We start from the raw sequence: 26,998 nt of genomic DNA, 5'->3' as shown, positions 1-26,998 counted from the left end.
GCACCATGACCCCGACGCCCGAACTGCCCGCCGCCGCCGTGGCGCCGCGCAAGAGTCGCAAGAACAACCCGGAAAAGACCCGCGAGAACATTCTGCAAGAGGCCATTGTCGAGTTCGTGCAGCAGGGGCTTTCCGGGGCGCGGGTGGACGCCATCGCCGAGCGCATCCACACCTCCAAGCGCATGATCTATTACTACTTCGGCAGTAAGGAGCAGTTGTACGTCGAGGTCCTGGAAAAGCTCTACGGTGATATCCGCAACACCGAGACCCGGATGAACCTCACGGCGTTGGAGCCGCGGGAAGCGATCCGGCGCCTGGTGGAGTTCACCTTTGACCACCATGACCAGAATGTGGATTTTGTGCGGATCGTCAGCATCGAGAACATTCACAACGCCGAGTATGTGAAACAGTCGGATGCGATCAAGGCGATGAACAGCAATATCCTTGAAGCGCTGGGCGCGACCTTGCGTCGGGGCGCGGAGCTGGGGGTGTTTCGCGCGGGGCTGGAGCCGCTGGATGTGCATTTGCTGATCAATTCGTTCAGCTTTTACCGGGTGTCCAACCGGCATACCTTCAGTGAGATTTTTCAGATCGAGTTATCGGACGAAGCGATCAAGCAGCGGCATCGCGCGATGATCTGCGAGTCGGTGCTGCGTTACCTGCAGGCCTGATCCACCGCCGAATTCAATGTGGTGCGGGCTTGTGTGGGAGCTGGCAAGCCAGCTCCCACATTAGGAACCGGTTTCTACAGTGAAGTATTCATGCTCTGGAAATGATCGAGCATCCTTTGTGCATCTGCTTTCTTGCCGCTGAACAACTCAAACGCCTTCACCGCCTGGAACACGGCCATATTGCCTCCATCCAGGGTGCGACAGCCCAAAGCCCGGGCCGTGCGCAGCAGTTCGGTTTCCAGCGGGAAGTAGACGATTTCCGCCACCCATAGCGCCGCGCGCAACAACCCTGCTGGCACGGGCATGCCCGGCAGCTTGGCCATGCCCATGGGCGTGGTGTTGACCAGGCCGTCAGCCGCCGCCATGGCGCTATCCAGGTCACTGCCGGCACATGCCCGGCCGGGGCCGAAATGCTGGTTGAGGTTATCCGCCAGGCTTTGCGCGCGCCCGTTGTCGACATCAAAAATACTCAACTGCCCGACACCTTCGGCCAACAGTGCGTGGGCCACTGCCGCGCCTGCGCCACCAGCACCCATCTGCACCACACGCTGGCGCGCAGCTGCATGCAGGCCGCGGCGAAATCCTTCGGCAAAACCCAGGCAGTCGGTGTTGTGGCCGATGCGCTTGCCGTCGCGCCAGACCACGGTGTTGACCGCGCCGATACCCTGGGCCTCGGGCGACAGTTCATCGAGCAGCGCCAGGATCACTTGCTTGCACGGGTAGGTGATGTTCAGCCCGGTGAAGTTCATCTGCTCTGCGGCCGTGAGCAAGTCGGGCAGGGCGCTGCTGTCTATTTGCAACTGATCCAGATCGATCAGGCGATACAGGTAGCGCAACCCCTGGGCATCGCCTTCCTGCTCATGCAGGGCCGGCGTGCGGGAGGCCTGGATGCCGGCACCGATCAGGCCGGCGAGGATACGTGGCTTCATTTGAGCTCCCGGCTGAAATGCTCAAGGGCCAGGTGATAGCCGTGGCTGCCAAACCCGGCGAGCACGGCTTTGGCGATAGGCGAGACGAAGGAGTGATGGCGGAAGGGTTCGCGGGCATGCACGTTGGACAGATGCACTTCGATCACCGGCAGTTCACTGGCTACCAGGGCGTCGCGGATGGCCACTGAGGTGTGGGTCCAGGCCGCCGGGTTGATCACAATCCCGGCGCAACGGGCGCGTGCGCCATGGATCCAGTCCAGCAGTTCGCCTTCGTGGTTGGTCTGGCGAAACTCCAGTTTCAGCCCGAACTGTTCGGCGCTGCGACCGCACAGCGCGGCGAGGTCGGCCAGGGTCTCGTGGCCATAGGTGGCCGGTTCGCGGGTGCCAAGCAGGTTCAGGTTAGGGCCGTTGAGGACCAGCACGATAGGCGGCATAGGGATGTCTCCACTGTTGTTTTTATTGATCGAGACAAAATGTACTGAATGGTTAATTTGGTCAATTGGCCAAGCGCTGCACTGTGGATAACCGTTCGATTATCGAACGCTGAATAAAGCCCGTCGGGACTGCCCAAGAGTTGATATCAATTGAAAATCATTCTCGACAACGCTTAAGATGCCCGCCTGTTTCCTATACACCCCAGGGAGTCGGTTTGTCGGACGTGGATCTCAAGGGCCTGTTTCTCAAGCACGCCGATACCCTGCGCCGGTATCTGCTGCGCAAGGTGCGGGACCCTCAGTTGGCTGCGGACCTGGTGCAGGAGAGCTTCTTGCGCCTGGCTCAAAAGCCGTCCAGCGAGCGGATCGACAACTCCCAAGGTTATCTCTACCGCACGGCAAGCAATCTGTTGATCGACCATATCCGCCAGGAAGCGCGGCGCAAGACCGACTCCGTGCCCCATGAGGCGTTGGCCGAGATTGAAGATGAAGTGGCCGGGTTGGAGGCTCAGGCAATGGCGCAGCAACAGCGACAGGCATTGAAGCAGGCGTTGGCGGAACTGCCGGAGCGCACCCAGCAGATTTTCCGCCTTAACCGCGTCGAGGGCATGACCCACGCTCAGGTCGCGCGGCATCTTGAAATTTCCGACAGTTCAGTGCAAAAGCATCTGGCCAAGGCGCTGGCACATGTCATGCAGCGTTTGCGGGCGGGCGATGTGACGCCATCCGGTGAATGAGTTACTGAAAAAACGCAGCTCAAACGTCACTGTTTCATACAACGAGAATTCGAGACTCACACGTGAATAGCCAGGAGTCGCCACAGCCCAGCATTACCGAGGTCGCCGCCGATTGGGCGGTGCGCCTGCAGGCGGGGGGGCTGGATGTGCAGGAACATGCCGAACTGCAACGCTGGATCGACAGCGACAGTCGCCACGCCGCGGAACTGGAGTTTGCCCAGCAGACCTGGGCGGCGCTGGGTGATCTGCAATTGGATGCGCCGGTGTATCGCCAGCGTCCGCCGTCGGCTGGTGTGCCACCGCGTCGCGCCCCGCGTCGGCGGCCATGGCGCGTGGCTGCGAGTGTCGCGCTGTTGCTGGTGGTCGCCGGAGTTGGCTGGTTGCAGGGGCCGCAAGCCTTGCTGCAGATGCAGGCCGACTACCTGACCGCCAAGGGCGAGGTGCGCATGGTCCGCCTGATCGACGGCAGCACCGTGGAGCTGGATTCCTCCAGCGCCATCCGCCTGGACTTCGACGGCGAGCAGCGGCGGATCAGCCTGTTGGCCGGCTCGGCGATTTTTGACGTGGCGCCCATGACCGGGCAGGAAACCCGGCCGTTCGTGGTGCAAAGTGCCGGCGGGCAAACACGGGCCCTGGGCACACGCTTTGTGGTCGGTCGCGAGGCCGACGACCAGGCGTGGGTGGGCGTGCTGCAACACAGCGTGGCCGTGACCCAGCAAGATCGGCCGCAAACCACGGTCCTCGAGGAAGGGCAGGCCGCCCGCTACAGGGCGCAGCACGGTGTGAACGGCCTGCCAGGTTTTGACCTGGCACGGGCCACCAGTTGGCGGCGCGGGGTGCTGGTGTTCGATCGCCAGCCGCTGGCCAAGGTGGTCGAAGAGCTCAACCGCTACCGCCCCGGCCGGGTGGTGTTGAGCAATGCCGAGTTGGGCAAGCGTGAAGTCAGCGCGGTGTTCCGCCTCGACATGCTGGACAATGCCCTGGGCACCTTGACCGAAGAGTTGCAGGTGCGACGCTTTGATCTGGCGGGTGTCAGCCTGATTTACTGACATACCGCAAACCTCCCTGTGAACGTGCGCTTTTGTGTGGGAGCTGGCTTGCCTGCGATAGCATCACCTCGGTCTTCCTGGTAGACCGAGTTGCCTGCATCGCCGGCAAGCCAGCTCCTACACAAGCCCGCATTCCTGGCTGATCTTCAAACAATTTTCAGAAACACTTACTGACTCCCTGTGCCTGACGCGTCTTGCTAATCGAGAAGTATTCGCATAAACAAAAAACGCTCAGCGAAGGGATCACCACAATGTCTGCAATCACCAAAGGGCGCACCACCGGCAGTCGGTTGGCCCTGGCCATTCACTTGGGTCTGTTTGCCTGCGCAGGGCAGGCCTACGCCGCTGCTCCTGTGGCCGGCGCTTCGCAGCCTGCGACGCTGATGTTCGATATTCCCGCCCAACCCCTGGGCGGTGCAGTCCTGGCCTTTGCCGACCAGGCCGCTCTGCAGGTGCTGTTCGACAGCCCGCGCCTGCAAGGTCTCAGCAGCACCGCGTTGAAGGGCCAGTACAGTGTCCAGGAAGGCCTGGGACGCTTGTTGGGCAGCGCGCCGGTGGAGTATCGCTTTACCGGCGAACGCCAGGTCACCCTCAATCGCGTCAGCGTCGAACAGGACGGCGCGTTGACCGTCGGCACCACCACCATCAACGCCAATACCCACGGCAAGCCCAGTGACTGGGTGTATGAAACCCCGCGCTCGGTGGCGGTCATCACCCGCGAGCAGATCGACAAGCGCCCACCCCGGCACGCCGCCGACATGCTCGAGGAAACCGCCGGTGTCTACACCGCCGTCAACCAGCGTGACCCTGGCCTGTCGGTGAATATCCGTGGGGTGCAGGATTATGGCCGGGTCAATATGAACATCGATGGCATGCGCCAGAACTTCAACGTCAACGGCCACCAGCAGCGCAACGGAACCATGGTGATCGACCCTGAATTTGTCTCCAGCATCGAGATCGACAAAGGCAGCCAGTCGGGCATGGGCGGTGCGGCGGTGCTCGGTGGTATCGCGTCATTCAAGACCCTGGATGCCAGTGAATTTTTGGCCGATGGCAAGGAGTACGGCGGGCGCCTGCGCGCAGGTAACGGCATCGGCAAACTGGGCAATGGCACCTACTTCAATGGCAGCGGCGTGTTTGCCTTTGGCGATGAGCGTGGCGATGTGCTGCTGGGCTACAGCGAACGGCATTTTGGCGATTACCGCGCCGGTACCCACAACGACCAGAAGCTGGGGACCAACCTGCGCGCGCGCAAGCAACAGCCCGAGGCTTTTGACGATTGGTTGAACAGTGAAGTCGGCGACATGGGCAGTGTGACCCGCTCGCAGATCGTCAAGCTGGGCCTGAACCTGCCCAACGATCAGCGTGTGCAACTGAGCTACCTGCAAAGCGACAGCGACAGCAACGACGCCTGGGCCTATACCGCCGACGATGAGCAAAGCGTTTACTACCGGCGTGTGAGCAAGAACAACCTCAACGCCAAGAATGTCGCGCTGGACTACAGCTACACCCCGGACAACCCCCTGATCGACTTCAAGGCCAAGGCGTATTACGTCACCACTCAATTGGCGCGGACCAATACGCCGAACCTGGCGACGCCGGGCACGGGCAACGAGGTCGGCGGTTACACCGACCACTTCCAGACCGATACCTGGGGCCTGCAGGCGGACAACACCTCGCGCTTTGATTTCAATACCCTTGGACGGGTCAACTGGACCTACGGCCTGGAGATGTACCAGGACGAATTCAAACCGCGCAGCAACAAGGTCGAGGCGGTCAACCTGCAGGGCCTGCTGCCGTACGTCGAAGGCGATACCCCGGGCGGCAAGCGCACCATCGCCAGCCTGTTCAACAGCCTGCAATACGAATATGACAACTGGCTGACCCTGGATGCCGGTCTGCGTTACGACCGCTACCGGCTGGAAGGCCAAACCGGGATGACCCTGTACAGGCGTGATCGCTTCTACAACAGCCTGGTGGGGGCCAAGCGTGTGGCCGAAGTGTTTGATATCGACAATGAAGAGGGGCGCTTCTCGCCCACGTTTGGCATCGGCGTCAAGCCAGGGCTGGAGTGGATGCAACTCTATGCGCGCTGGGGCAAGGGCTGGCGTCCGCCTGCTGTCACGGAGACCTTCATGACCGGTCGGCCCCATGGCGGCAATTCGTCAGAGCGGGTGTTTCCCAATCCTTACCTCAAGAATGAAGAGTCGCGGGATTGGGAAATGGGCGTCAATGTGTTCAAGGAAGGGCTGTTTTTCAATGACGACCGCCTGGGCATGAAGGTCGCTTACTTCGATACCAAGATCGAAAACTTCTCGTTCCTCAACCACAGCGTCAGCTTGCCGGAGACCAGTGTCGGCGGTTTTCTCGGGACCATGGCCTACGTCAACAACACCAACCCGACGCGCTTTCGCGGTGTGGAATACCAGCTCAACTACGACATGGGCCGGGCCTACGCCAACCTGAGCTACACCCATATGATCGGCAGTAACGACTTCTGCTCGAAGAACTATTACATGGGCGGGGCCAAGACCAGTGGGCCGAGGACTACGCGTATCGAATCCTACATTCGTCCCGACGGCCGCCCGGGGATCAGACCGGTCACCACTTATGAAGTGCTGGATGATGAGGTTGCCAACAACAAGGAGAGTTGCGGCCGGATCATGGGCAACGCTACCTATATGCCAGCAGATCGCGGTTCGCTGACGCTGGGTGCGCGGTTCCTGGAAAAACGCCTGGATACCGGGGTGCGTGTGCGCTACAGCTCGGGTAACGGTGCCAACCTCGACCAGCAGGGCTACGACTTCATCGACCAGGCGCTGTGGCCGCAATACACCCTCTACGACCTGTACGCCAGTTACTGGATGACCGACCACCTGAACCTTGGCCTGGCCCTGGAAAACGCCACCGACGAAGCCTATTTCGTGGCCATGGGCGACGCCAACAACCTCAGCCTGGCGCGGGGCCGCACGTTGAGCGGGATGCTCGAATACCGGTTCTGAGCAAGGCGTTTGAGCCCGCAGGTCTTGGGCATTCGCGGTTACAACCCGGCATTTGAAGCCGTGTCATTCGTTACTAGTCTGTGAGGCAGCCCTGGCATTTAGAAGCAGCCGGCTGTCGGTTGGGGCCCGAGCAGGCGCTGATCGGTAATAAATAACCTAACGGATGGGTTACGATGAGAGTAGGCACTTACAAAGGACATGTGATTGCAGTGTTGCTCAGGGATGAGCATTGCCCGCCCCACGTACATGTCATGGGCAAGGACTGGGATGCGCGTTTTCGTTTCAGTTTTCTGGATGGCGATGTGGCGTTGTGGGATGTGGATCCTGAGCGGCGGCGACCATCCGGTGCAGTTCTGGAAGGTATTCGCCAGACGTTGAAGCAGCAGCATTATCTGGCGCGGGCCCGCAGGATCTGGTGGGAGAAGCTGCAAACGGTCTGCCTGGACAACCATTCCTGGGACTGGGAGGCCGATGAGGTTGTGCCGGGGCTGGTTATCCGGCGGGGTGTCTACGTGATTGCCAGTGCCCGGCACGATGTTGCAGGGCGGCGAACCATTTTGAATCTGGTGAGGGCGCCAGGATCCGTGGAGATTGAGTTATGAAAGTTGTAAAAGCCAAAGTACGGCCCGATGTCCCGATCACTGAGGCCGACATCGATAAGGCCGTGGCTCGTGGGCGCAAGCTCAAGCGGGTGCACGCCCATGCCAGTTCAGTGGGTTACGCAAATGACTGCATTTGCATCGGCTTCGGCGACGGTAGCCGCATCATGTTGCCAGTGGCCGGCCTTGCCGAGTTCGAGGGTTTTTCTGTGCAGGACTTTCAGGCACTGGAGGTCGGTTTTGGTGGCAAGGCGCTGTGCTGTGAAGCCCGTGACCTGCATGTATCGATCACAGGCCTGATCGCCACCAGCCAGCCGTTGATGGACCTGGCTGCGAGCATGGTGGCATCGCGTAACGGCCGTAAAACCAGTGCCGCCAAGTCCGAGGCCGCCCGCGCCAATGGCAAGAAGGGCGGTCGGCCGCGTAAGGAAGAATAAGCCGGGGGATACCCGCCAATCCAATGTGTACGGGCTTATGTGGGAGCGGGCTTGCTCGCGAATGCGGTAGGTCAGCCAACTACTTGGCAACTGATCCACCGCATTCGCGAGCAAGCCCGCTCCCACATAAGCCCCACATTTTTGGATCTGCTATGGCCTAAAGGGTTAGCGCCGGGTCAGCAGCACGCCTGATTCCATATGGTGGGTCCATGGGAACTGGTCGAACATCGCACAGCGGGTGATGCGGTGTGTGTCGTGCAGTTGTGCGATGTTCGCCGCCAGCGTTTCCGGGTTGCAGGAGATGTACAGGATGTTTTCGAAACGCCGGGTCAACTCGCAAGTATCCGGGTCCATGCCTGCGCGGGGCGGGTCGACGAATACGCTGCCGAACTCGTAGCTCTTGAGGTCAATACCGTGCAGGCGTCGGAACGGCCGCACTTCGTTCAGGGCTTCGGTCAGTTCTTCGGCGGACAGGCGCACCAGGGTCACGTTATCCACCGCGTTTTCATCGAGGTTGCTCAGGGCGGCGTTGACCGAGGTCTTGCTGATCTCGGTGGCCAGCACTTTGCGCACGCGGGTCGCCAGGGGCAGGGTGAAGTTGCCATTGCCGCAATACAGCTCCAGCAGGTCATCACTGCGATCGCCCAGGGCGTCATAGGCCCAGTTGAGCATCTTCTGGTTCACCGTGCCGTTGGGCTGGGTGAACGCGCCTTCGGGCTGGCGATAGCTGAAGGTGCGACCGCCGACAGCGAGTTTCTCGACCACGTAGTCGTGGCCGATCACATCGCGCTTGCCCTTGGAGCGGCCGATGATGCTGACGTTCAGGTCGGCAGCCAGCTTGTTGGCAGCGGTGTGCCAATGCTCGTCCAGTGGGCGGTGATAGCACAGCGTGATCATTGCATCGCCGGCCAGGGTGGTGAGGAACTCCACCTGGAACAGCTTGTGGCTCAGGGCGGCGCTGTCTTGCCAGGCGGCCTTGAGTTGCGGCATCAACTGGTTGATACGCAGGCTGGCGATAGGGAATTCTTCGATCAGGATCGGCGTGCGCTTGTCGTCCTGGGAGAACATCGCGTAGTGGCGCTGGCCGTCTTCGCGCCACAGACGGAACTCGGCGCGCAGGCGAAAGTTCTGCAGGGGCGAATCGAACACCTGCGGCTCGGGCGCGTCGAACGGCGCGAGCAGGTCACGCAAGCGCGTGACCTTTTCTTGCAGTTGCAGGGCGTAACTTGCTGCGTCAAAAGTCATGCGGGGAACCAGCCTAGCTTGATCACGAACAGGATCGACAGGATCACCAGCGCTGGGTTGAGTTCACGGTAGCGGCCTGTAAGCAGCTTGATACCGGTCCAGGCGATGAAGCCGAAGGCGATGCCATTGGCGATGGAGTAAGTGAAGGGCATCGCCAGGGCGGTGATCACCACCGGTGCGGCAACAGTAATATCGTCCCAGTCGATTTCCGCCAGGCCCGAGGTCATCAGCACCGCGACAAACAGCAGCGCGGGAGCGGTGGCAAACGCCGGGACGCTGGCCGCCAGTGGCGAGAAGAACAGCGCCAGCAGGAACATGATCGCCACCACGATGGCGGTCAGGCCCGTGCGGCCGCCGGCACTCACGCCAGCAGCCGACTCGATGTAGCTGGTGGTGGTCGAGGTACCCAGCAGCGAACCGGCCATGGCCGCGGTGCTGTCGGCGATCAGGGCGCGCCCCATTTTCGGCATGTGGCCGTCCTTGCCCATCAGGCCGGCGCGCTTGGCGACGCCGATCAGGGTGCCGGAATTGTCGAACAGATCAACGAACAGGAAGGCGAAGATCACGCTGATCAAGCCTACGTCGAGGGCGCCGGCGATATCCAGTTGCAGGAAGGTCGGAGCCAGGGACGGAGGCATCGAAACCACGCCGCCGAAGGGGGTCACGCCGAGCGCGATGGCAGCGACGGTCACCGCGAGGATGCCGATCAACACTGCACCGCGCACTTTCAGGGCTTCCAGGGCCACGATCAGGAAGAAACCCAGGGTGGCCAGGATCGGCGCCGGCTTTGCCAGGTCGCCCATGCCCAGCATAGTCGCCGGGTTGCTGACCACGATCCCTGCGTTATGCAGGGCGATCAGCGCCAGGAACAGGCCGATACCGGCGGCAATCGCCGAACGCAGGGGCAGGGGGATGGCATTGATGATCCATTCGCGGATGCGGAAGATCGACAGCAGGAAAAACAGCACGGCGGAGATAAATACCGCGCCGAGCGCCACTTGCCAGGTATGCCCCAGATGCAGCACGACGGTGTAGGTAAAGAAGGCGTTCAGGCCCATGCCCGGTGCCAGGGCAATCGGGTAGTTGGCGATCAGGCCCATGATCGTCGAGCCGATGGCCGCCGCCAGGCAGGTAGCGACAAACAGCGCGCCCTTGTCCATGCCGGTCTCGCCGAGGATGCTCGGGTTGACGAACAGGATGTAGGCCATGGCCAGGAATGTCGTGATACCGGCCAGAATCTCGGTACGCACGTTGGTGTTGTGTGCCTTGAGTTGAAACAGCTTTTCCAGCATGCCTGCTCCCTGTGGCGCGCTTGGCGCCGTGATTTGTTGACCTCAAAGTCAAAGCACAAACTGCGCCAAGCGCCGCGTGTTTTCTACAGAGGATCGGAAAAAGCGGCGCATCATACCAGCAGGTCGGCGGCCTGTGGCGTCCGGCCTCGGTTTTGTTGAGTGTGGCCTTGGGGCATACTCCGTCGACGTTCAGTCCAGGGTCATCCAAAGCATGAAAAAAGCCATCGCGTGGAGTCTAGCTCCGTTCGCCTGTATTGGCCTGTGGCCGGCGGCGGCACCGGCATGGGGCGCGCCTGCACCGGCCTTGAGCGAGGTGCGGGTCTTCAAGGTGCAATCCCAGGTGTGCAGCGAGTCCATCGCCGACGGCGTCGAGAGCACCCGGCGGTGCGAGCATCGTGGCCTGACGCGGGTTTCGGTGATGGAAGTGGGGCTGGGCAATAATTCCATCGCCACCTTTGATGGGGCGCGGCTTGCAGGGCAGAAAACGGCGATCTGCCAGGTGGGCTCCATCAGCCAGGCCTGCAATGGCGCTGGCACGTTGATGGGCTACATCTATGTATTTGACGTGAATATCCGCGCCGCGGGCTGGTTCGAGTACAGCAACACGTCGATCAATGTGCCCCGCAATACCCTGAAGACTCAGTTGCGCATCCAATGATGGCCCTCTGTAGGAGCCGGCTTGCCGGCGAAAGTCGTCAACGATAACGCGGGGTGTCTGGTGGCCCGTGTTGCTCTCTGGTTTTTCGCCGGCAAGCTGTTCTGGTCAAGTTTTTCCGGACACCGACTACGGTAATTAAGCCGACTGCTGCTCCATGGCTATTGGCGACAGGTAGTTGTTGTAGCTGTGGAGCCTGATTCGGTTGTATCGCATGAAGAAGCTGGTCATATCCTGCCTGGCTTCTTCAACTGTTGTGTAGCCCTTGGTGGGCACCCACTCTGATTTGAGTGTCCCGAAGAAACGCTCTGTTGGCGCGTTGTCCCAGCACTGCCCCCTACGGCTCATGCTTTGCGCTATCCCATGCTCCAGCAGTGCGGACTGAAAGAGCTGGCTGGTGTATTGGCAGCCTTGATCCGAATGAAACATCAAGCCTGCATGTTTGCCTCGAACCTCCACCGCCATTCTCAGCGCTCTGCTAACCAGGTTGGCGTCATTGACCAGAGAAAACGCCCAGCCAACGATTCGACGGGCGAACAGATCAATGACCGCTGCCAAGTGATACCAGCGCTTCCCAACCATCAGGCTGGTAACGTCGCCGCACCAGACCTGATTGATTGCGGTTGGCTCGAAGTTACGCTCGAGCAGGTTCTTGGCCACAAATGCTTCGACGCCTCTAGAGCGATACTGATGGCGGCGGCGCTGTCTGCTGGCCAGGTTTGCCTCCGCCATGAGTCTTCCGGCCAGATGCCGTCCCACCTTGATCTGCTGGGCCTTCAAGTGCTGAGAGATCATCCGCGCGCCTGCACTTCCCCGGCTTTCGACATGCAGTTGCACGACTTTTGCTCTGAGCGCGTCACGCTTGGCATTCGGCGCTGAGCGACGCTTAAGCCAGTCATAAAACGCGCTGCGGGAAACGCCCAGCGCACTACAAAGCAGACGGGTCGGATATGAGCTCGACTCCCTCAGCTCCTCGATCAGGAAAAACGATCGGGATCCGACATCAAGAGAGCCGTAGCCTTTTTTAAGATTTCAGCCTCGGTCTCCAGGCGCTTGACCTTGGCTCGCAGCTGTTGAAGCTCTCGCTGTTCGTCGCTGATTGCTTTGGTACCTGCCACTGGCTGCCCTTTCTGACGTTCTTTACGAACCTGATCAACCCAGCGGCGCAGAGCCGTAGGGCCAACGTCCATCGATGCACAGACGTCAGGAACTGAGCAGTTATCATCAAGAACCATGCTTGCAGCACGTTGCTTGAACTCGCGGGTGTAGGTCTTTCGTTCTTGCATGGAACCTCCTGGTTGGGCGAATCATATCGCCCTTAAGAGGTGTCCGGGATCATTAGGCCAGTTCAAGCCGGCTCCTACAGGTTCAGGGCGTTTCGGGTGGGGTATGCATGCGGTCCCGCTTGGCCAGCGTCGGGAACAGCTTGATCCACACTCCGGTCACCACCAGCGTGCCGACCCCGCCCAGCACCACGGCGGGCACCGTGCCCAGCCAGTGGGCGGTGACGCCGGACTCGAACTCGCCCAACTGATTGGACGCCCCGATAAACAAGCCATTGACTGCACTGACCCGCCCGCGCATTTCGTCGGGGGTTTCCAGCTGCACGAATGACGCGCGGATCACCATGCTGATCATGTCCGCCGCCCCCAGTACCACCAGCACCGCCAGCGAGAACCAGAACGAGGTGGACAGGCCAAAGGCAATGGTCGCCACGCCAAACACGCCGACAGCGGTAAACATCACGCGGCCCACATGCCGATCCACGGCAAACCGCGCCAGCCACAATGACATCACCAGCGCCCCAACCGCCGGCGCCGAGCGCAGCAGTCCCAGGCCCCAGGGGCCGGTCAGCAGGATGTCCTTGGCAAACACCGGCAGCAACGCCGTGGCGCCGCCCAGCAGCACGGCGAACAAGTCCAGGGAAATCGCCCCGAGGATGTCCGGTCGGCTGCGGATAAAACGAATCCCTGCCAGCAACGAGTCCAGCGTCGCCTTGCCCTTGTTCAGCGGGGTCTGTCGGGCGGGCAGGTTGAGGGTCAGCAGGCAGGCAATCAGGTACAGCAATACGGTCGGGCCATACACCCAGGCGCTGCCGAAGGCATAGAGCAGGCCGCCCAGTGCCGGCGCGACGATGGTTGCCGATTGCTGGGCCGACTGCGCCGCCGCCACCGCCCGTGGGAACAGGGCACTGGGCACGATGCTCGGTAGCAGGGCCTGGGTGGTGGGCAGTTCGAAGGAGCGGGCTGCGCCCAGCAGGAAGGCGAGGATAAAAATCATCTCGCGGGTGACATTGTCCGTCAGGCTGCCAATGACCAACACCAAGGCGATTAACGCCTGCAACGTCTGGCAAATGGCGGCGACTCTGCGTCGTTCGTAACGATCGGCCACGTGCCCTGTGTGCAGCATGAACAGCACCCGCGGCACAAACTCCACCAGGCCTACCAACCCCAGGTCCAGCACATTGCCCGTCAGTTGGTAGAGGTTCCAGCCGATGGCCACGGTGAGCATCTGGAAGCCGCTGGCGGTAAAAATCCGGGCCAGCCAAAACGCAATAAACGGGCGGTGATGACGTAACAGCAGCGGGGTTTCACTGGGCATCGGCAAGGACTGGACTGAACCTGGGAAGCGCCGAGATTAGCATCAAGCTGTAACAAATAGTTGCTGCCAAGGAAATATCCTTAGCAAGGCATCTATTTCGCTGAGTCATCCTGTCACGCGGCAAAAGACCACACAGTCCAAGCCGGAAAATGGGACTACTCTTTCATCGTTGCTTGATCCAGATCAATGCTTATTGGGGCGTTGGTATGGCGGCCAAAAGGCCAGAATCCCTACGTGGTTGGTAAAAAAAGAACGAATTGCAATTCGCCACACTCCATATCCGTGGGGGCAGTGGGTGCAGGCCACCAGCCAGCAGCCGGTATTACCTGACAGAGGAAGACTTATGTTCGGTTTGGAGGCGCTCGATCTCGCCCGAATTCAATTCGCGTTCACCATCTCGTTCCATATCCTGTTCCCGGCCATCACCATTGGCCTGGCCAGTTACCTGGCGGTACTGGAAGGCCTGTGGCTCAAGACCCACAACGATACCTACCGTGACCTCTACCATTTCTGGTCGAAGATCTTTGCCGTCAACTTCGGCATGGGGGTGGTCTCGGGCTTGGTCATGGCCTATCAGTTCGGCACCAACTGGAGCCGCTTCTCGGACTTCGCCGGTTCCGTCACGGGGCCCTTGCTGACCTACGAAGTGCTCACCGCGTTTTTCCTCGAAGCGGGTTTTCTGGGGGTGATGCTGTTCGGCTGGAATAAGGTCGGGCGCAAGTTGCACTTCTTTGCCACGGTGATGGTGGCCGTCGGTACCTTGATCTCGACGTTCTGGATCCTCGCCTCCAACAGCTGGATGCAGACGCCGCAAGGCTTTGAAATCATCGATGGCCGGGTGATCCCCACCGATTGGCTGGCCGTGATCTTCAACCCCTCGTTCCCCTACCGCCTGGCGCATATGGCCACCGCAGCGTTTGTCGCCACGGCGTTCTTCGTCGGCTCCTCGGCGGCCTGGCACCTGCTGCGGGGCAAGGACACTCCGGCAATCCGCACCATGCTGTCGATGGCGATGTGGATGGCGCTGATCGTTGCGCCGATCCAGGCGGTGATCGGTGACTTCCACGGCCTCAACACCCTCAAGCATCAGCCGGCGAAAATTGCTGCGATTGAAGGTCACTGGGAAAACGTCGGTAACGAGCCGACCCCGCTGATCCTGTTCGGCTGGCCGGACATGAAGGAAGAGCGCACCAAGTACAAAGTGGAGATTCCCTACCTGGGCAGCCTGATCCTCACCCACTCCCTGGACAAGCAAGTGCCGGCCCTCAAGGAGTTCCCGCCTGAGGATCGCGCCAACTCGACCATCGTATTCTGGTCGTTCCGCATCATGGTCGGCCTGGGCATGCTGATGATCCTCACCGGCCTGTTCAGCCTCTGGCTGCGCAAGGGCGACAGGCTGTACACCAACAAACCGTTCCTGTACCTGGCGCTGTGGATGGGCCCGTCGGGGTTGGTTGCGATCCTGGCCGGCTGGTTCACCACCGAAATCGGGCGCCAGCCCTGGGTGGTCTACGGCTTGATGCGCACGGCAGACGCCTCTTCCAACCACAGTTTTGTGCAGATGAGCATCACCCTGGCGCTGTTTGTGGTGGTGTATTTCGCGCTGTTCGGTGCCGGCCTGGGCTACATGATGCGCCTGGTGCGCAAAGGCCCGGTCACCCACGAAAGCACCGAGCCAGCCCACGGCGGCCCCGGGCAGCAACGCACCCCGGCGCGTCCATTGTCGGCGGCCGATGACAGCGGCGACGCCGATCACGGCGACACTCTGAACAAGGGGAATTGAGTCATGGGTATTGATCTTCCGCTGATCTGGGCCGTGATTATCATCTTCGGCATCATGATGTACGTGGTCATGGATGGCTTCGACCTGGGGATCGGCATTCTCTTTCCGTTTATCCCAGGCAAGACTGACCGCGACGTGATGATGAACACCGTCGCACCGGTGTGGGACGGCAACGAAACCTGGTTGGTACTGGGGGGCGCGGCGTTGTTCGGCGCGTTCCCGCTGGCCTACTCGGTGGTGCTTTCGGCGCTGTACCTGCCGCTGATCCTGATGCTGATCGGCCTGATCTTCCGTGGCGTGGCTTTTGAGTTCCGTTTCAAGGCCAAGGATGACAAACGCCACCTGTGGGACAAGGCGTTTATCGGCGGCTCGCTGGCGGCCACTTTCTTCCAGGGCGTGGCGCTGGGGGCATTCATTGAAGGCATTCCGGTGGTTGACCGCCAGTTCGCCGGCGGCTCATTGGACTGGTTCTCACCGTTTGCTTTGTTTTGCGGTGTGGCCTTGATCGTGGCCTATGCCCTGCTGGGTTGCACCTGGCTGATCATGAAGACTGAAGGCAAGTTGCAGGAGCAGATGCACAATCTGGCGCGGCCCCTGGCGTTCGTAGTGTTGGCAGTGATTGGCATTGTCAGCATCTGGACGCCCCTGGCCCACCCGGACATCGCCTCGCGCTGGTTCACCCTGCCGAACCTGTTCTGGTTCCTGCCGGTGCCGATCCTGGTGCTGGTGACCATGTACGCCCTGGTGCGTGCCGTGGCCCGCAATGCCCATTACGCGCCATTCCTGTTGACGCTGGTGCTGATCTTCCTGGGCTACAGCGGCCTGGGCATCAGCCTGTGGCCAAACATCATCCCGCCGTCGGTCTCGATCTGGGACGCTGCCGCGCCGCCACAAAGCCAGGGCTTCATGCTGGTGGGTACGCTGTTCATCATCCCATTCATCCTGGGCTACACCTTCTGGAGCTACTACGTGTTCCGCGGCAAGGTGACCCATGAAGACGGCTATCACTAGGAGGCCTGCACCATGAGCGGTAAACCTTCACTGGACGACATCGAACAGGCCGAGAAAAAGCCGCTCTGGCAGCGCCTGGGCTGGCTGGCGATGATCTGGACCGGCAGCGTCCTGGCCCTGTTCGTGGTGGCTAGCCTGATGCGCATGTTCATGAACGCTGCAGGCTTGAGCACCCACTGACATCCTGCGGTTTTATGACCCTCCTTGCGGAGGGTTTTTTTTGCCTGGGATTATTTGCGGGCCTTGAGGATCACGAACTTTGGCGTCGCCGCCACCTGCTCCACACCACGGAACAGCCGCGCCAGTTTGCTGTGATAACCCAGATGGCGGTTGCCGACGATGTACAAGGCGCCACCGACCACCAACGCTTCGCGGGCCTGCTGGAACATGCGCCAGGCGAGGAAGTCGCCCACTACTTGCTGTTGGTGGAACGGTGGGTTGCACAGCACCACGTCCAGCGATTGCGGTTCCTGGTCTGCCAGGCCATCGCCGGGACGAATGTTGACGGCCCGTTCGCCCAGCGCTGCCTGCCAGTTCTCGGTGGCCGATTGCACGGCCATATAGGACTCATCAACCAGGGTGTATTGCGCTTCGGGGTTGAGCAGGGCGCTGGCAATGGCCAGTACCCCATTGCCGCAACCCAGGTCTGCCACGCGCGCGCTGCCCAGGTTTTGTGGTAGGTGCGGGAGGAAGGCGCGGGTGCCGATGTCCAGGCCTTCGCGGCAAAACACGTTGGCATGGTTGAGCAGTTCGATGGCCGGAGCGTCGAGGCGATAGCGCGTGGGGTAGGGCGACACGGCCTGAGGCCGTTCGGCCAGGGTGGCGATCAGCAGCCGGGCCTTCTTCGCCGCCAGCGAGGCGTGCATCGGGCCGATGTAGCGCTCCAGCAGTTCACCGGCTGCCCGAGGCAGATGCTTGACCATCGCGCCAGCGATCACTTCGGCGCCGGGCGCCAATTGGCCTTGCAGACGGATCAACTGTTCTTCCAGCAGCGCCAGGGTTTTCGGCACCCGGATCAGGACGCGGTCGAACGGCCCGCACAATGCCTGGCTGGCGGGCACGAGCGATACGGCATCGAAGGCCTTGCCATTGCGCAGCAGGTTTTTTTGCAAGGCCTGGGTGCCCAGAAACGAATCACCACTGCTGGTGACGTGCACATGCCCTTCCAGACTGGCGGCCAGTGCGCCAAAACTGTCATTGAGCACCAGCACGCGGGTGTGGCTGGCCGGCTGCTGCGCGGCCAGATAGGCAAGCAGGTATTCATCGGCTGCATCGAATGCTTGCAGCGGTTCATTTGGCTGCTCGGGCTGGCGGATCAGGTCGAGTTGGGCGAAGGGGCTATCGAGCAGGGGGCATGGCGGGGGAACTCTGGATAATCGGCGGGTGTTCCTCGCGGGGCGAAGTACCTTCTGAGTGAACTGCGACGCGGGCGTTGAGGAGCTGCGTTATCACTCAGAACTGGCCGTAAATGTTACGTTTTTTTCGAGGGGATTACATTCAGTGTTTTTAGTGGTTCGGGCTGGTTGCGTTTAGAAAAGACCTTGTCTGACAGCGCAGAATACTGCCGCAATCTTATTGGAGACCCCGAGCTTCTTCATGGAGCTACTGATATGAAAGCCAACGGTACGCTCGGACAGGCACAGAATTGTTGCAATGTCGGCAGCCGTCTTGCCCATGGCTGACCATTGCAGAATCTCCGTCTCACGGCTGGTGAGTTTGTTGGATTTGTTGAAACACTGCTCTTTGACATAGGACTGAGCGGCAACGGTATGCAGTGCATGACATATCCACAGCACCTGGCCGGCCTTTTCGTAAAGTTCATGGGCTTTAACCGGCCCCTTATGGCGGCCCAGGCTGATCATGCTGAAAAGTCCGCGGAAGTCATGTACTGACTGGGACCAGCCATGGTTCAAGCCATTGGCTTGTGCGTGAACCCACATGTCCGGTACCGCCGCGAAGGTTTTTTCTTCCCATACGATCGGCAGCACATCGCGCTTGCAATGGCAGACCAAGGGATCCATTTCGAAGTAGTTTTCTGCTCGGTAGACTTTGTTCCATTCATCGGGATAGTTGTCGAGGCGGATGTTTCTGTTGGGGCGGTAAAGAGCATTGGATCCCATCAAAAAGCCACAGTATTCGAAGCCTAGCTCGTATGTGATGTTCAGAGCTGCCTCGAACATCGTTGCCACCTCATCCTCACCCTCTAGTTTAGGTAGACGTGTGTTTCGCCATTTGACCATCGGTAACTCTCCATGAGTCGCACACAGACTTATTCGTAACGCGGCTCCCCTTGCCGGTATCGATCGAGTGTAGGACAGCTCCTAGAATGTCGATGGGAATTTTCGTACTTATAACGATGATTTTTAGTCGGTTTGCGAGATGGATAACAGGCGGCGTTTTCTTCCCTCAGCCGATTTTCTTTCTCTTTTAAAGGGTTAACCGCGTGCTGTTAAATGCTCGCTCAAGAGTGGCTGTTGCGATGCAAGGTCCAAGGGCGGGTTAATCGCGAAATGGTTTGGGCTGCATAATAGGGTTAGTACTAAAGTGCTGTTGCAGCAGTGATACACGCCGGTTGTCGCCGGCTGGGCGGATGTCACTACAAACCAACGGTGTTTGCCGGCGCCACTTTGGGCGACACTAGGGGTTACCTGTCGCCCGGAGCCCACTATGACGGCCAGTGCTGAAAAATTCACACGCCAGACCCTGATTGAAGTGCAGTCATTGACCCCCAGTCTGTTTACCTTGCGCACCACCCGCGACCAGGGGTTTCGTTTTGTCGCGGGGCAGTTTGTCCGCCTGGGTGTGAGCAAGCCCGATGGCAGCCTGGTGTGGCGCGCTTATTCGGTGGTGTCGTCGCCCTTCGATGAGTTCCTGGAGTTCTTCTCCATTGTGGTTCCCGGCGGAGAGTTCACCAGTGAATTGAGCCGCTTGCGTGCCGGCGATGACCTGCTGGTGGAGCGCCAAGCCACCGGCTTTCTGACCCTGGACCGGTTTGTCGATGGCCGGGACCTGTGGTTGCTGGGTACCGGCACCGGCATTGCGCCGTTTCTGTCGATCCTGCAGGACTTTGAAGTCTGGGAAAAATTCGAGCGCATCATTCTGGTCTACAGCGCCCGCGAGGCTCGCGAGCTGGCCTACCAGACACTTATCCAGGAGTTGGGCGAGCGTGACTACCTTAAGGAACACGCCTATAAACTCACCTACCTGCCCATCGTGACCCGTGAGAAGCTCCCGGGCGTATTGAATGGGCGTATCACCACCCTGATCGAAAATGGTGAACTGGAACGTGCGGCGGGCGTGGCTCTGACGCCAGAGCATTCGCGGGTGATGATTTGCGGCAACCCGCAGATGATCGACGACACCCGCACGTTGCTCAAACAGCGCGATATGCAATTGAGCCTGGCGCGTCGGCCAGGGCAGGTGGCGGTAGAAAACTACTGGTAGCAAAAAGGCGCCCGGTCAGAGGCGCCTTTTTTAAGTGGCCGACAGGTGTTGCAGGTCGGCTACAGGGGCTTGTTGTTCTGAGCCTTGAGCAGGTCGCGGATCTCTCCCAGCAGTTCCTCTTCTTTGGTCGGCACCGGCGGCAGGCTTGGCGCGGCGGCTTCTTCACGCTTGAGGCGGTTGATGGCCTTGACGCCCATGAAGATTGCGAACGCGACGATCACGAAGTCAATGATGCTCTGGATGAATTTGCCGTAGGCCAGGACCACTGCTGGAACATCGCCCTGGGCTGCCTTGAGCGTTACCGCCAAGTCACCGAAATCCACCCCACCGATCAGCAGGCCGATTGGAGGCATTACCACGTCGCCTACAAAGGACGAAACAATTTTGCCGAAGGCGGCGCCGATGATAATACCGACCGCCATGTCGACCACATTACCTTTGACCGCGAAGGCCTTGAACTCACTGATCACGCCCATTGGTTATTCCTTGTTACAGTTGAGAGGAGAGGAACTTAGTGTAAGTCAGTCTGCAGTGGCTTGCTCGACACAACTGTTAACAAAGCTCGTTGTAATCGACACATTAAAACGCAAATAGTTTGCAAAGTGCCATCAATCGCGCGCGAAATACCCGCTATTTCAGTGGCTTAACACACTATTTTTTCAATCGGGTTGGTGGGGGTTTTCTATTTATCTTCTGGCGCCAGGATCACTAGCCTTTGGCATGCACCCTTAAAAGTGCCTATAAAACCAGAGGAATCCTTGATGAAAAACCTTATTAGTCGCAGGCCTATTGCTGCGCGCAATCTGCTGTTGGTTGCCGGTATCAGTCTATTGTCGTTGTCGGTCAGTGCCGCCAACCTGACCCGCGATAACGGTGCGGCGGTGGGTGACAACCAGAACTCGCAGACCGCGGGTGCGAACGGCCCGGTCCTGCTCCAGGATGTGCAACTGATCCAGAAGCTGCAGCGCTTTGACCGCGAGCGCATTCCCGAGCGTGTGGTGCATGCCCGTGGCACGGGCGCCCATGGCACCTTCACGGTCACTGATAACCTCAGCGACCTGACCAAGGCCAAAGTATTTGCGGCCGGCGAAGCCACGCCGGTGTTTGTGCGCTTCTCGTCCGTGGTCCACGGCAACCACTCCCCGGAAACATTGCGCGATCCTCGCGGTTTCTCCACCAAGTTCTATACCGCCGAAGGTAACTGGGACTTGGTGGGCAACAACTTCCCGACATTCTTTATCCGTGATGCGATCAAGTTCCCGGACATGGTGCATGCGTTCAAGCCGGACCCGCGCACTAACCTGGATGACGACTCCCGTCGTTTCGACTTCTTCTCCCATGTTCCTGAAGCTACCCGGACCTTGACCGAGCTGTATTCGAACTCCGGCACGCCGACCAGTTACCGAGAGATGGATGGCAATGGCGTCCATGCCTACAAGTTGATCAATGCCAAGGGGCAAGTGCATTACGTCAAGTTCCACTGGAAGAGCCTGCAAGGCATCAAGAATCTGGACCCCAAGCAAGTTGTTGACGTCCAGGGCCGTGATTACAGCCATCTGACTAACGACTTGGTCACACAGATCAACAAGGGCAACTTCCCCAAGTGGGATCTGTATGTACAAGTCCTCAAGCCTGAAGAGCTGGCCAAGTTTGATTTCGACCCTCTGGACGCCACTAAGATCTGGCCCGATGTTCCAGAACGCAAAGTTGGGCAGATGGTGCTCAACCGCAACCCGGCCAACGTCTTCCAGGAAACCGAGCAAGTGGCCATGGCCCCGGCAAACCTGGTGCCGGGCATCGAACCGTCGGAAGACCGTCTGTTGCAAGGCCGAGTGTTCTCCTATGCGGATACGCAAATGTACCGCCTGGGCGCCAATGCCCTGCAATTGCCGATCAACGCACCACGGGTCACCGTCAACAACGGTAACCAGGATGGCGCGATGAACTTCGGCAAGACCAGCAGCGGCGTGAATTACCAGCCAAGCCGCCTGGAACCGCGGGAAGAGCCGCAAAGTGCGCGTTACAGCCAGATGGCCCTTGCCGGCAGCACCCAGCAGGCGAAGATCCAGCGTGAGCAGAACTTCAAGCAGGCGGGCGACTTGTATCGCTCCTTCAGCAAGAAGGAACGCCAGGACTTGATCGACAGCTTCGGTGGCTCCCTGGCGACCACGGATGACGTCAGCAAGCACATTATTCTGTCGTTCCTGTACAAGGCCGACCCGGAATATGGCACTGGCGTGGCCAAAGTGGCCAAGGGTGATCTGTCACGCGTCAAGGCCCTGGCCGAAAAACTGAACGACTGATCTTAATACCCACTTCTGTAGGAGCGAGCTTGCTCGCGAAACTCTCAAGGGCACCGCGTACATTCAGGATTAACGCGGTGCCCTTACGTTCTTCGCGAGCCAGCTCGCTCCTACAGGGGGTCGTAGAGGATTTTGAAGATGCGTAGCTTTATTGGGGCGCTTTTGGCCTGCTGGTCCTTGAGCGTGTTCGCCGAGCCGCAGGCGCTCAAGGCGCAGTTACAGGATTACTACTTCGACGCCGCCCGGCGTGGCGACGTGGAAATGCTCAACACCTTTATCGAGTCCGGCTATTCCCTCAATACCGTTGATGACAAGGGTTACACCGCGCTGATCCTCGCCGCCTATCACGGGCAGGGGCCGGCCGTGGAGCAACTGCTGGCGGCCGGTGCCGATGCGTGCGTGCAGGACAACCGCGGTAATACGGCGTTGATGGGCGCGATCTTCAAGGGCGAGCTGAGCATTGCCCGGCGCTTGCTGGGCACCGCCTGCAACCCCGACCAACGCAACGGCGCCGGACAGACGGCGGCCATGTACGCCGGGCTGTTCAAACGCGTCGAATTGCTTGATGCGCTCAAGGCCCAAGGCGCTGACCTGAACGCCGAAGACCCGCTGGGCAACAGCGCTACACGATTGGCCAACGGGGAAATCCGTACCGCACCGCCGCGCTGAGCTATCATCGCGGTTTTTCGGTTGGAGGTTCTCAGATGGCAAAGGCCAAGCGCATGTACGGCTGCACGGAGTGCGGCGCGACCTTTCCCAAATGGGCGGGCCAGTGTGGCGAATGTGGGGCGTGGAACACCCTCACTGAAACCATGATTGAAAGTGGCGGCGCCGCAGCACCCACCGGTCGCGCAGGCTGGACCGGCCAGCAAGCCCAGATCAAGACCCTGGCTGAAGTCAGCGTCGAAGAAATTCCGCGCTTCTCCACCGCTTCCGGCGAGCTTGACCGGGTGCTCGGTGGCGGCCTGGTGGACGGCTCTGTAGTGCTGATCGGCGGTGATCCGGGCATCGGCAAGTCGACCATCCTCCTGCAGACCCTGTGCAGCATCGCCAGCCGTATGCCGGCCTTGTATGTCACCGGCGAAGAATCCCAGCAGCAAGTGGCCATGCGCGCCCGTCGCCTGGGCTTGCCCCAGGACCAGCTACGGGTCATGACCGAGACCTGTATCGAAAGCATCATCGCCACCGCCCGTGTGGAAAAACCCAAGGTGATGGTGATCGACTCGATCCAGACGATCTTCACCGAGCAACTGCAATCGGCACCGGGTGGGGTGTCCCAGGTGCGGGAGAGCGCGGCACTGCTGGTGCGCTATGCCAAGCAAAGCGGTACGGCGATTTTCCTGGTCGGCCATGTCACCAAGGAAGGCGCGTTGGCCGGCCCGCGGGTGCTGGAGCATATGGTCGATACGGTGCTGTATTTCGAGGGCGAGTCCGACGGGCGCCTGCGTCTGTTGCGGGCGGTAAAAAACCGTTTCGGAGCGGTCAACGAACTGGGGGTGTTCGCCATGACGGACCGGGGGCTCAAAGAAGTCTCCAACCCCTCGGCGATTTTTCTGACCCGCGCCCAGGAAGAGGTCCCGGGCAGTGTGGTGATGGCGACGTGGGAGGGCACCCGGCCAATGCTGGTGGAAGTCCAGGCCCTGGTGGACGACAGCCATCTGGCCAACCCGCGCCGTGTGACCCTGGGCCTGGATCAGAACCGCCTGGCGATGCTGCTGGCGGTGCTGCATCGCCACGGTGGGATTCCAACCCATGACCAGGACGTGTTCCTCAACGTGGTCGGCGGCGTCAAGGTGCTGGAAACCGCGTCGGACCTGGCATTGATGGCGGCCGTGATGTCGAGCCTGCGCAATCGGCCATTGCCCCATGACCTGTTGGTGTTTGGTGAAGTGGGCCTGTCGGGCGAGGTACGCCCGGTGCCCAGCGGCCAGGAGCGTCTGAAGGAGGCGGCCAAGCATGGCTTCAAGCGCGCCATCGTGCCCAAGGGCAATGCACCGAAGGAGGCGCCACCAGGCTTGCAGGTGATTGCGGTGACGCGTCTGGAACAGGCTCTGGATGCCTTGTTCGAGTAACCCGCAGCACCACAGAACCTTGTGAGCTGGCTTGCCTGCGATGGCGTCGAATCAGTCGATGCATCCCTGACTGACACGTCGCCATCGCAGGCAAGCCACACATTGACGTGTGCGCATCGTCAGATGCTCAGCAACTCGCCCAGCTCCCGATGCAGCTCGTCCTCATCCCCCAGATTCAGCTCGATCAACCTGCGCAAGTGGCTGATCGAGTTCACGTCGATATGCTTACAGACAAACCCCAGTTGCCCGTTGTCGTCATGGGCCAGCCGCACTTGCATGCTGACGTCCGTATCGGCGTCCAAATGAATGTCCACATCAAACGGCTCGTCACCCTTGGCCAGCCATGGCGTGGGCTTTTGTACCAGCAGCCCTTTGAGCGATAAATCCACTAACTGCACAGGCCATTTCTGGCCGTTCTGCTTGAGTTCGGTCTTGGCATCGAAGGCAATCCGCCGAAAACGGCGTCGATCTGATGGCTGCTCGCTCATGGTGAAACCCTCGGTAGGTACAGCAATTGTAGCCTTGCGCCATTATCGGGCGTTTATTTCTGCCTTTTTCACCCCGGCAAGGCTCTAGACCAACGTAGGGGGCTGGTCTTTAAGGCGCAGCGCGCTAAACTCGGACTGGCTGTCTTTCTGTCCAACCTGGCTGGAATATAAAAATGAAAAATAATAATAGCCTGCTCCGCCATCTACCCTGGCTGTTGCTGGCAATCGTAGGAGCGTGCGCCCTGGGCGTAGTGGCTTTGCGTCGCGGCGAGGCGATCAACGCCTTGTGGATTGTAGTCGCGGCAGTCGCCATTTATCTGGTGGCTTATCGTTACTACAGCCTGTTCATCGCAAATAATGTGATGCAACTCGATCCACGGCGGGCCACCCCCGCAGTGATCAACAACGACGGTCTGGACTATGTGCCGACCAACAAACATATTCTGTTCGGTCACCACTTCGCCGCCATTGCCGGTGCAGGTCCTTTGGTCGGGCCGGTCTTGGCCGCGCAGATGGGCTACCTGCCAGGTACCCTGTGGCTGATTGCCGGTGTGGTGCTGGCGGGTGCGGTGCAGGACTTCATGATCCTGTTCCTGTCCACTCGTCGCAACGGCCGCTCCCTGGGGGATATGGTTCGCGAAGAGATGGGCCGCATTCCCGGGACCATCGCGCTGTTTGGCTGCTTCCTGATCATGATCATCATCCTCGCGGTGCTGTCGCTGATCGTGGTCAAGGCCCTGGCTGAAAGCCCGTGGGGCATCTTTACGGTGATGGCGACCATCCCGATCGCGATGTTCATGGGCGTGTACATGCGCTACATCCGCCCGGGCCGCATCGGCGAGATCTCGATCATCGGCGTGCTGTTGCTGCTGGGTTCGATCTGGCTGGGTGGGCAGATCGCCGCTGATCCGGTATGGGCCAAGGCCTTCACCTTCACCGGGATCCAGATCACCTGGATGTTGGTCGGCTACGGTTTCGTGGCGGCGGTACTGCCGGTGTGGCTGATCCTGGCGCCCCGTGACTACCTGTCGACGTTCCTGAAAATCGGCACGATCATCGCCCTGGCGATCGGCATCCTGGTCACCATGCCTGACCTGAAAATGCCAGCGCTGACCCAGTTTATCGATGGCACTGGCCCGGTATGGAAGGGCGGCCTGTTCCCGTTCCTGTTCATCACCATCGCCTGTGGTGCGGTGTCCGGCTTCCATGCGCTGATCTCCTCGGGCACCACGCCCAAGTTGTTGGCCAATGAAGCCCACTCGCGCTACATCGGTTATGGCGGCATGTTGATGGAGTCGTTCGTCGCCATCATGGCCATGGTTGCCGCTTCGGTGATCGAGCCAGGCGTGTACTTCGCCATGAACAGCCCTGCGGCGATTGTCGGCACTGATGTGGTGACCGTTGCGCAGACCGTCAGCAGTTGGGGCTTTGCAATTACCCCGGAAGCGCTGCAGGCAGTGGCCAACGATATCGGTGAAACCACCATCCTGGCCCGTGCCGGCGGTGCGCCGACCCTGGCGGTCGGTATCGCGCAGATCCTGCACAGTGTGCTGCCGGGTGAAAACACCATGGCATTCTGGTACCACTTTGCGATCCTGTTCGAAGCACTGTTCATCCTGACTGCAGTTGACGCCGGTACCCGTGCCGGTCGCTTCATGCTCCAGGATCTGCTCGGCTCTTTCGTTCCGGCGCTCAAGCGTACCGAGTCCTGGACCGCCAACCTGATCGCAACTGCAGGCTGTGTGGCGATGTGGGGTTACCTGCTGTATCAAGGCGTGATCGACCCGCTGGGTGGCATCAACACCTTGTGGCCGCTGTTCGGCATCTCCAACCAGATGCTGGCCGGTATCGCGCTGATGCTCGCAACTGTTGTGCTGATCAAAATGAAGCGCCAGCGCTACATCTGGGTCACGCTGCTGCCGGCTGTCTGGCTGCTGATCTGCACCACCACCGCAGGCTTTATCAAGCTGTTCGACGCCAACCCGGCCATCGGCTTCCTGTCGCTGGCCAAGAAGTACAGCGATGCGCTGGCCAACGGGCAGATCCTCGCTCCGGCGAAGAGCATCGACCAGATGCAGCATGTGATTTGGAACGCCTACACCAACGCGACGCTGACGGTACTGTTCCTGTTCGTGGTCTTCAGCATCCTGTTCTATGCGATCAAAGTCGGCGTGGCCGCCTGGGGTACCAAGGAACGTACGGATAAAGAAGCGCCATTCCAAGCCATGCCGGACGCGTGATAGAGG

The 26,998-nt window shown here is 60.1% G+C and carries 26 protein-coding genes; 15 read left to right on the top strand and 11 right to left on the bottom strand.

What is annotated here, in order from left to right:
* The first annotated feature begins 5 nt into the window (after positions 1–5).
* Positions 6–671 (top strand): TetR/AcrR family transcriptional regulator, encoded by a 666-nt coding sequence (locus tag JTY93_RS22975; RefSeq protein ID WP_205478651.1) that lies wholly within the window; start codon positions 6–8, stop codon positions 669–671.
* Positions 672–745: 74 nt separating this feature from the next.
* Here the strand turns inward: JTY93_RS22975 and JTY93_RS22970 are convergent, their stop codons facing one another.
* Positions 746–1,600 carry a shikimate dehydrogenase gene (locus JTY93_RS22970; protein ID WP_205478652.1) on the bottom strand — a complete coding sequence of 285 codons (855 nt, stop codon included), beginning with the start codon at positions 1,598–1,600 and terminating at the stop codon, positions 746–748.
* Positions 1,597–2,034: a type II 3-dehydroquinate dehydratase gene (aroQ, locus tag JTY93_RS22965; RefSeq protein ID WP_205478654.1), complete on the bottom strand. Its 438-nt coding sequence runs from the start codon at positions 2,032–2,034 to the stop codon at positions 1,597–1,599. Before aroQ ends, JTY93_RS22970 begins: the two co-directional genes overlap by 4 nt.
* Before the next feature lie 215 nt (positions 2,035–2,249).
* Between aroQ and JTY93_RS22960 the strand changes: the two genes are divergently transcribed.
* The 5 genes from JTY93_RS22960 to JTY93_RS22940 all read left to right on the top strand — a co-directional run bounded on the left by JTY93_RS22960 (position 2,250) and on the right by JTY93_RS22940 (position 7,858).
* Entirely contained in the window at positions 2,250–2,771 is a 522-nt protein-coding gene (locus tag JTY93_RS22960; RefSeq protein WP_205478660.1) for an RNA polymerase sigma factor, read from the top strand.
* 62 nt (positions 2,772–2,833) lie between these two features.
* The gene (locus JTY93_RS22955) at positions 2,834–3,820 is read left to right on the top strand and encodes a FecR family protein (protein ID WP_205478662.1); all 987 of its coding nucleotides are present in this window, start codon (positions 2,834–2,836) and stop codon (positions 3,818–3,820) included.
* A gap of 251 nt (positions 3,821–4,071) precedes the next feature.
* Complete coding sequence (locus tag JTY93_RS22950) at positions 4,072–6,822, top strand: TonB-dependent receptor (protein ID WP_205478663.1); 2,751 nt, start codon at positions 4,072–4,074, stop codon at positions 6,820–6,822.
* Positions 6,823–6,995: 173 nt separating this feature from the next.
* A complete protein-coding gene (locus tag JTY93_RS22945; protein ID WP_169999394.1) occupies positions 6,996–7,424 on the top strand; it encodes a DUF4160 domain-containing protein in 429 nt (142 codons plus the stop codon).
* On the top strand, positions 7,421–7,858 hold the full coding sequence (locus tag JTY93_RS22940) for a DUF2442 domain-containing protein (RefSeq protein WP_169999395.1): 438 nt from the start codon (positions 7,421–7,423) through the stop codon (positions 7,856–7,858). The genes JTY93_RS22945 and JTY93_RS22940 overlap by 4 nt, the downstream gene beginning before the upstream one ends.
* 165 nt (positions 7,859–8,023) lie before the next feature.
* Here the strand turns inward: JTY93_RS22940 and trmA are convergent, their stop codons facing one another.
* The gene (gene trmA, locus JTY93_RS22935) at positions 8,024–9,103 is read right to left on the bottom strand and encodes a tRNA (uridine(54)-C5)-methyltransferase TrmA (protein WP_205478665.1); all 1,080 of its coding nucleotides are present in this window, start codon (positions 9,101–9,103) and stop codon (positions 8,024–8,026) included.
* The gene (locus JTY93_RS22930; protein ID WP_029292147.1) at positions 9,100–10,395 is read right to left on the bottom strand and encodes an NCS2 family permease; all 1,296 of its coding nucleotides are present in this window, start codon (positions 10,393–10,395) and stop codon (positions 9,100–9,102) included. Before JTY93_RS22930 ends, trmA begins: the two co-directional genes overlap by 4 nt.
* Positions 10,396–10,606: 211 nt before the next feature.
* Between JTY93_RS22930 and JTY93_RS22925 the strand changes: the two genes are divergently transcribed.
* Positions 10,607–11,053, top strand: a complete 447-nt coding sequence (locus tag JTY93_RS22925) for a DUF4879 domain-containing protein (RefSeq protein WP_205478667.1) — start codon at positions 10,607–10,609, stop codon at positions 11,051–11,053.
* Positions 11,054–11,188: 135 nt separating this feature from the next.
* On the opposite strand, the gene JTY93_RS22920 is transcribed toward JTY93_RS22925, so the two are convergent.
* From JTY93_RS22920 to JTY93_RS22915, 3 genes are all read right to left on the bottom strand, one after another.
* The gene (locus JTY93_RS22920) at positions 11,189–12,019 is read right to left on the bottom strand and encodes an IS3 family transposase (protein ID WP_240344684.1); all 831 of its coding nucleotides are present in this window, start codon (positions 12,017–12,019) and stop codon (positions 11,189–11,191) included.
* Between the two features lie 8 nt (positions 12,020–12,027).
* Positions 12,028–12,336 carry a transposase gene (locus JTY93_RS29250; protein WP_012723623.1) on the bottom strand — a complete coding sequence of 103 codons (309 nt, stop codon included), beginning with the start codon at positions 12,334–12,336 and terminating at the stop codon, positions 12,028–12,030.
* An 82-nt stretch (positions 12,337–12,418) separates the two neighbouring features.
* Positions 12,419–13,651 carry an MFS transporter gene (locus JTY93_RS22915; RefSeq protein ID WP_205478801.1) on the bottom strand — a complete coding sequence of 411 codons (1,233 nt, stop codon included), beginning with the start codon at positions 13,649–13,651 and terminating at the stop codon, positions 12,419–12,421.
* A gap of 343 nt (positions 13,652–13,994) precedes the next feature.
* On the opposite strand from JTY93_RS22915, the gene JTY93_RS22910 reads away from it, so the two are divergent.
* The 3 genes from JTY93_RS22910 to JTY93_RS22900 are packed head-to-tail and all read left to right on the top strand — an operon-like array spanning position 13,995 to position 16,625.
* On the top strand, positions 13,995–15,434 hold the full coding sequence (locus JTY93_RS22910) for a cytochrome ubiquinol oxidase subunit I (RefSeq protein WP_205478802.1): 1,440 nt from the start codon (positions 13,995–13,997) through the stop codon (positions 15,432–15,434).
* A 3-nt stretch (positions 15,435–15,437) separates the two neighbouring features.
* Complete coding sequence (gene cydB / locus JTY93_RS22905) at positions 15,438–16,445, top strand: cytochrome d ubiquinol oxidase subunit II (RefSeq protein WP_029292140.1); 1,008 nt, start codon at positions 15,438–15,440, stop codon at positions 16,443–16,445.
* Positions 16,446–16,457: 12 nt separating this feature from the next.
* Positions 16,458–16,625 (top strand): DUF2474 domain-containing protein, encoded by a 168-nt coding sequence (locus JTY93_RS22900; RefSeq protein ID WP_065942821.1) that lies wholly within the window; start codon positions 16,458–16,460, stop codon positions 16,623–16,625.
* Positions 16,626–16,675: 50 nt separating this feature from the next.
* Here the strand turns inward: JTY93_RS22900 and JTY93_RS22895 are convergent, their stop codons facing one another.
* Together JTY93_RS22895 and JTY93_RS22890 are read right to left on the bottom strand one after the other, a co-directional pair.
* On the bottom strand, positions 16,676–17,794 hold the full coding sequence (locus tag JTY93_RS22895) for a methyltransferase (RefSeq protein ID WP_205519041.1): 1,119 nt from the start codon (positions 17,792–17,794) through the stop codon (positions 16,676–16,678).
* A 180-nt stretch (positions 17,795–17,974) separates the two neighbouring features.
* On the bottom strand, positions 17,975–18,685 hold the full coding sequence (locus JTY93_RS22890; RefSeq protein ID WP_205478805.1) for a helix-turn-helix transcriptional regulator: 711 nt from the start codon (positions 18,683–18,685) through the stop codon (positions 17,975–17,977).
* Positions 18,686–19,112: 427 nt separating this feature from the next.
* Here JTY93_RS22890 and JTY93_RS22885 point away from each other — a divergent pair, with 427 nt between their 5' ends.
* Positions 19,113–19,889 carry a ferredoxin--NADP reductase gene (locus JTY93_RS22885; RefSeq protein WP_205478806.1) on the top strand — a complete coding sequence of 259 codons (777 nt, stop codon included), beginning with the start codon at positions 19,113–19,115 and terminating at the stop codon, positions 19,887–19,889.
* 59 nt (positions 19,890–19,948) lie between these two features.
* Here the strand turns inward: JTY93_RS22885 and mscL are convergent, their stop codons facing one another.
* Complete coding sequence (mscL, locus tag JTY93_RS22880) at positions 19,949–20,365, bottom strand: large-conductance mechanosensitive channel protein MscL (protein WP_076963559.1); 417 nt, start codon at positions 20,363–20,365, stop codon at positions 19,949–19,951.
* A gap of 285 nt (positions 20,366–20,650) precedes the next feature.
* On the opposite strand from mscL, the gene JTY93_RS22875 reads away from it, so the two are divergent.
* The 3 genes from JTY93_RS22875 (at position 20,651) to radA (ending at position 24,264) form a co-directional block, all read left to right on the top strand.
* Positions 20,651–22,192, top strand: coding sequence for a catalase (locus JTY93_RS22875; protein WP_205478808.1), 1,542 nt, complete (start codon positions 20,651–20,653; stop codon positions 22,190–22,192).
* A 138-nt stretch (positions 22,193–22,330) separates the two neighbouring features.
* The gene (locus JTY93_RS22870; protein ID WP_205478809.1) at positions 22,331–22,861 is read left to right on the top strand and encodes an ankyrin repeat domain-containing protein; all 531 of its coding nucleotides are present in this window, start codon (positions 22,331–22,333) and stop codon (positions 22,859–22,861) included.
* Positions 22,862–22,896: 35 nt separating this feature from the next.
* Positions 22,897–24,264 (top strand): DNA repair protein RadA, encoded by a 1,368-nt coding sequence (radA, locus tag JTY93_RS22865; RefSeq protein WP_029292126.1) that lies wholly within the window; start codon positions 22,897–22,899, stop codon positions 24,262–24,264.
* A 119-nt stretch (positions 24,265–24,383) separates the two neighbouring features.
* Here the strand turns inward: radA and JTY93_RS22860 are convergent, their stop codons facing one another.
* Positions 24,384–24,752, bottom strand: a complete 369-nt coding sequence (locus tag JTY93_RS22860; RefSeq protein WP_205478810.1) for a PilZ domain-containing protein — start codon at positions 24,750–24,752, stop codon at positions 24,384–24,386.
* A 173-nt stretch (positions 24,753–24,925) separates the two neighbouring features.
* Between JTY93_RS22860 and JTY93_RS22855 the strand changes: the two genes are divergently transcribed.
* On the top strand, positions 24,926–26,992 hold the full coding sequence (locus tag JTY93_RS22855) for a carbon starvation CstA family protein (protein WP_115129043.1): 2,067 nt from the start codon (positions 24,926–24,928) through the stop codon (positions 26,990–26,992).
* Positions 26,993–26,998 lie beyond the last annotated feature (6 nt).

The sequence above is a fragment of the Pseudomonas hygromyciniae genome (assembly GCF_016925675.1).
Lineage (GTDB): Bacteria > Pseudomonadota > Gammaproteobacteria > Pseudomonadales > Pseudomonadaceae > Aquipseudomonas > Aquipseudomonas hygromyciniae.
The sequence above is the reverse complement of the archived record's forward strand: the minus strand, read 5'-3'. Positions and strand labels throughout refer to the sequence as shown.

What these genes read in the sequence shown, in the direction of transcription:
- JTY93_RS22970 (WP_205478652.1), bottom strand. Translation starts at nt 1,600, where the DNA reads ATGAAGCCACGTATCCTCGCCGGCCTGATCGGTGCCGGCATCCAGGCC.
- mscL (WP_076963559.1), bottom strand. Translation starts at nt 20,365, where the DNA reads ATGGGCGTGATCAGTGAGTTCAAGGCCTTCGCGGTCAAAGGTAATGTG.
- JTY93_RS22875 (WP_205478808.1), top strand. Translation starts at nt 20,651, where the DNA reads ATGAAAAACCTTATTAGTCGCAGGCCTATTGCTGCGCGCAATCTGCTG.
- JTY93_RS29250 (WP_012723623.1), bottom strand. Translation starts at nt 12,336, where the DNA reads ATGCAAGAACGAAAGACCTACACCCGCGAGTTCAAGCAACGTGCTGCA.
- aroQ (WP_205478654.1), bottom strand. Translation starts at nt 2,034, where the DNA reads ATGCCGCCTATCGTGCTGGTCCTCAACGGCCCTAACCTGAACCTGCTT.
- JTY93_RS22860 (WP_205478810.1), bottom strand. Translation starts at nt 24,752, where the DNA reads ATGAGCGAGCAGCCATCAGATCGACGCCGTTTTCGGCGGATTGCCTTC.
- JTY93_RS22925 (WP_205478667.1), top strand. Translation starts at nt 10,607, where the DNA reads ATGAAAAAAGCCATCGCGTGGAGTCTAGCTCCGTTCGCCTGTATTGGC.
- JTY93_RS22870 (WP_205478809.1), top strand. Translation starts at nt 22,331, where the DNA reads ATGCGTAGCTTTATTGGGGCGCTTTTGGCCTGCTGGTCCTTGAGCGTG.
- JTY93_RS22915 (WP_205478801.1), bottom strand. Translation starts at nt 13,651, where the DNA reads ATGCCCAGTGAAACCCCGCTGCTGTTACGTCATCACCGCCCGTTTATT.
- JTY93_RS22930 (WP_029292147.1), bottom strand. Translation starts at nt 10,395, where the DNA reads ATGCTGGAAAAGCTGTTTCAACTCAAGGCACACAACACCAACGTGCGT.
- JTY93_RS22855 (WP_115129043.1), top strand. Translation starts at nt 24,926, where the DNA reads ATGAAAAATAATAATAGCCTGCTCCGCCATCTACCCTGGCTGTTGCTG.
- JTY93_RS22900 (WP_065942821.1), top strand. Translation starts at nt 16,458, where the DNA reads ATGAGCGGTAAACCTTCACTGGACGACATCGAACAGGCCGAGAAAAAG.
- JTY93_RS22890 (WP_205478805.1), bottom strand. Translation starts at nt 18,685, where the DNA reads ATGGTCAAATGGCGAAACACACGTCTACCTAAACTAGAGGGTGAGGAT.
- radA (WP_029292126.1), top strand. Translation starts at nt 22,897, where the DNA reads ATGGCAAAGGCCAAGCGCATGTACGGCTGCACGGAGTGCGGCGCGACC.
- cydB (WP_029292140.1), top strand. Translation starts at nt 15,438, where the DNA reads ATGGGTATTGATCTTCCGCTGATCTGGGCCGTGATTATCATCTTCGGC.
- JTY93_RS22950 (WP_205478663.1), top strand. Translation starts at nt 4,072, where the DNA reads ATGTCTGCAATCACCAAAGGGCGCACCACCGGCAGTCGGTTGGCCCTG.
- trmA (WP_205478665.1), bottom strand. Translation starts at nt 9,103, where the DNA reads ATGACTTTTGACGCAGCAAGTTACGCCCTGCAACTGCAAGAAAAGGTC.
- JTY93_RS22885 (WP_205478806.1), top strand. Translation starts at nt 19,113, where the DNA reads ATGACGGCCAGTGCTGAAAAATTCACACGCCAGACCCTGATTGAAGTG.
- JTY93_RS22945 (WP_169999394.1), top strand. Translation starts at nt 6,996, where the DNA reads ATGAGAGTAGGCACTTACAAAGGACATGTGATTGCAGTGTTGCTCAGG.
- JTY93_RS22910 (WP_205478802.1), top strand. Translation starts at nt 13,995, where the DNA reads ATGTTCGGTTTGGAGGCGCTCGATCTCGCCCGAATTCAATTCGCGTTC.
- JTY93_RS22975 (WP_205478651.1), top strand. Translation starts at nt 6, where the DNA reads ATGACCCCGACGCCCGAACTGCCCGCCGCCGCCGTGGCGCCGCGCAAG.
- JTY93_RS22940 (WP_169999395.1), top strand. Translation starts at nt 7,421, where the DNA reads ATGAAAGTTGTAAAAGCCAAAGTACGGCCCGATGTCCCGATCACTGAG.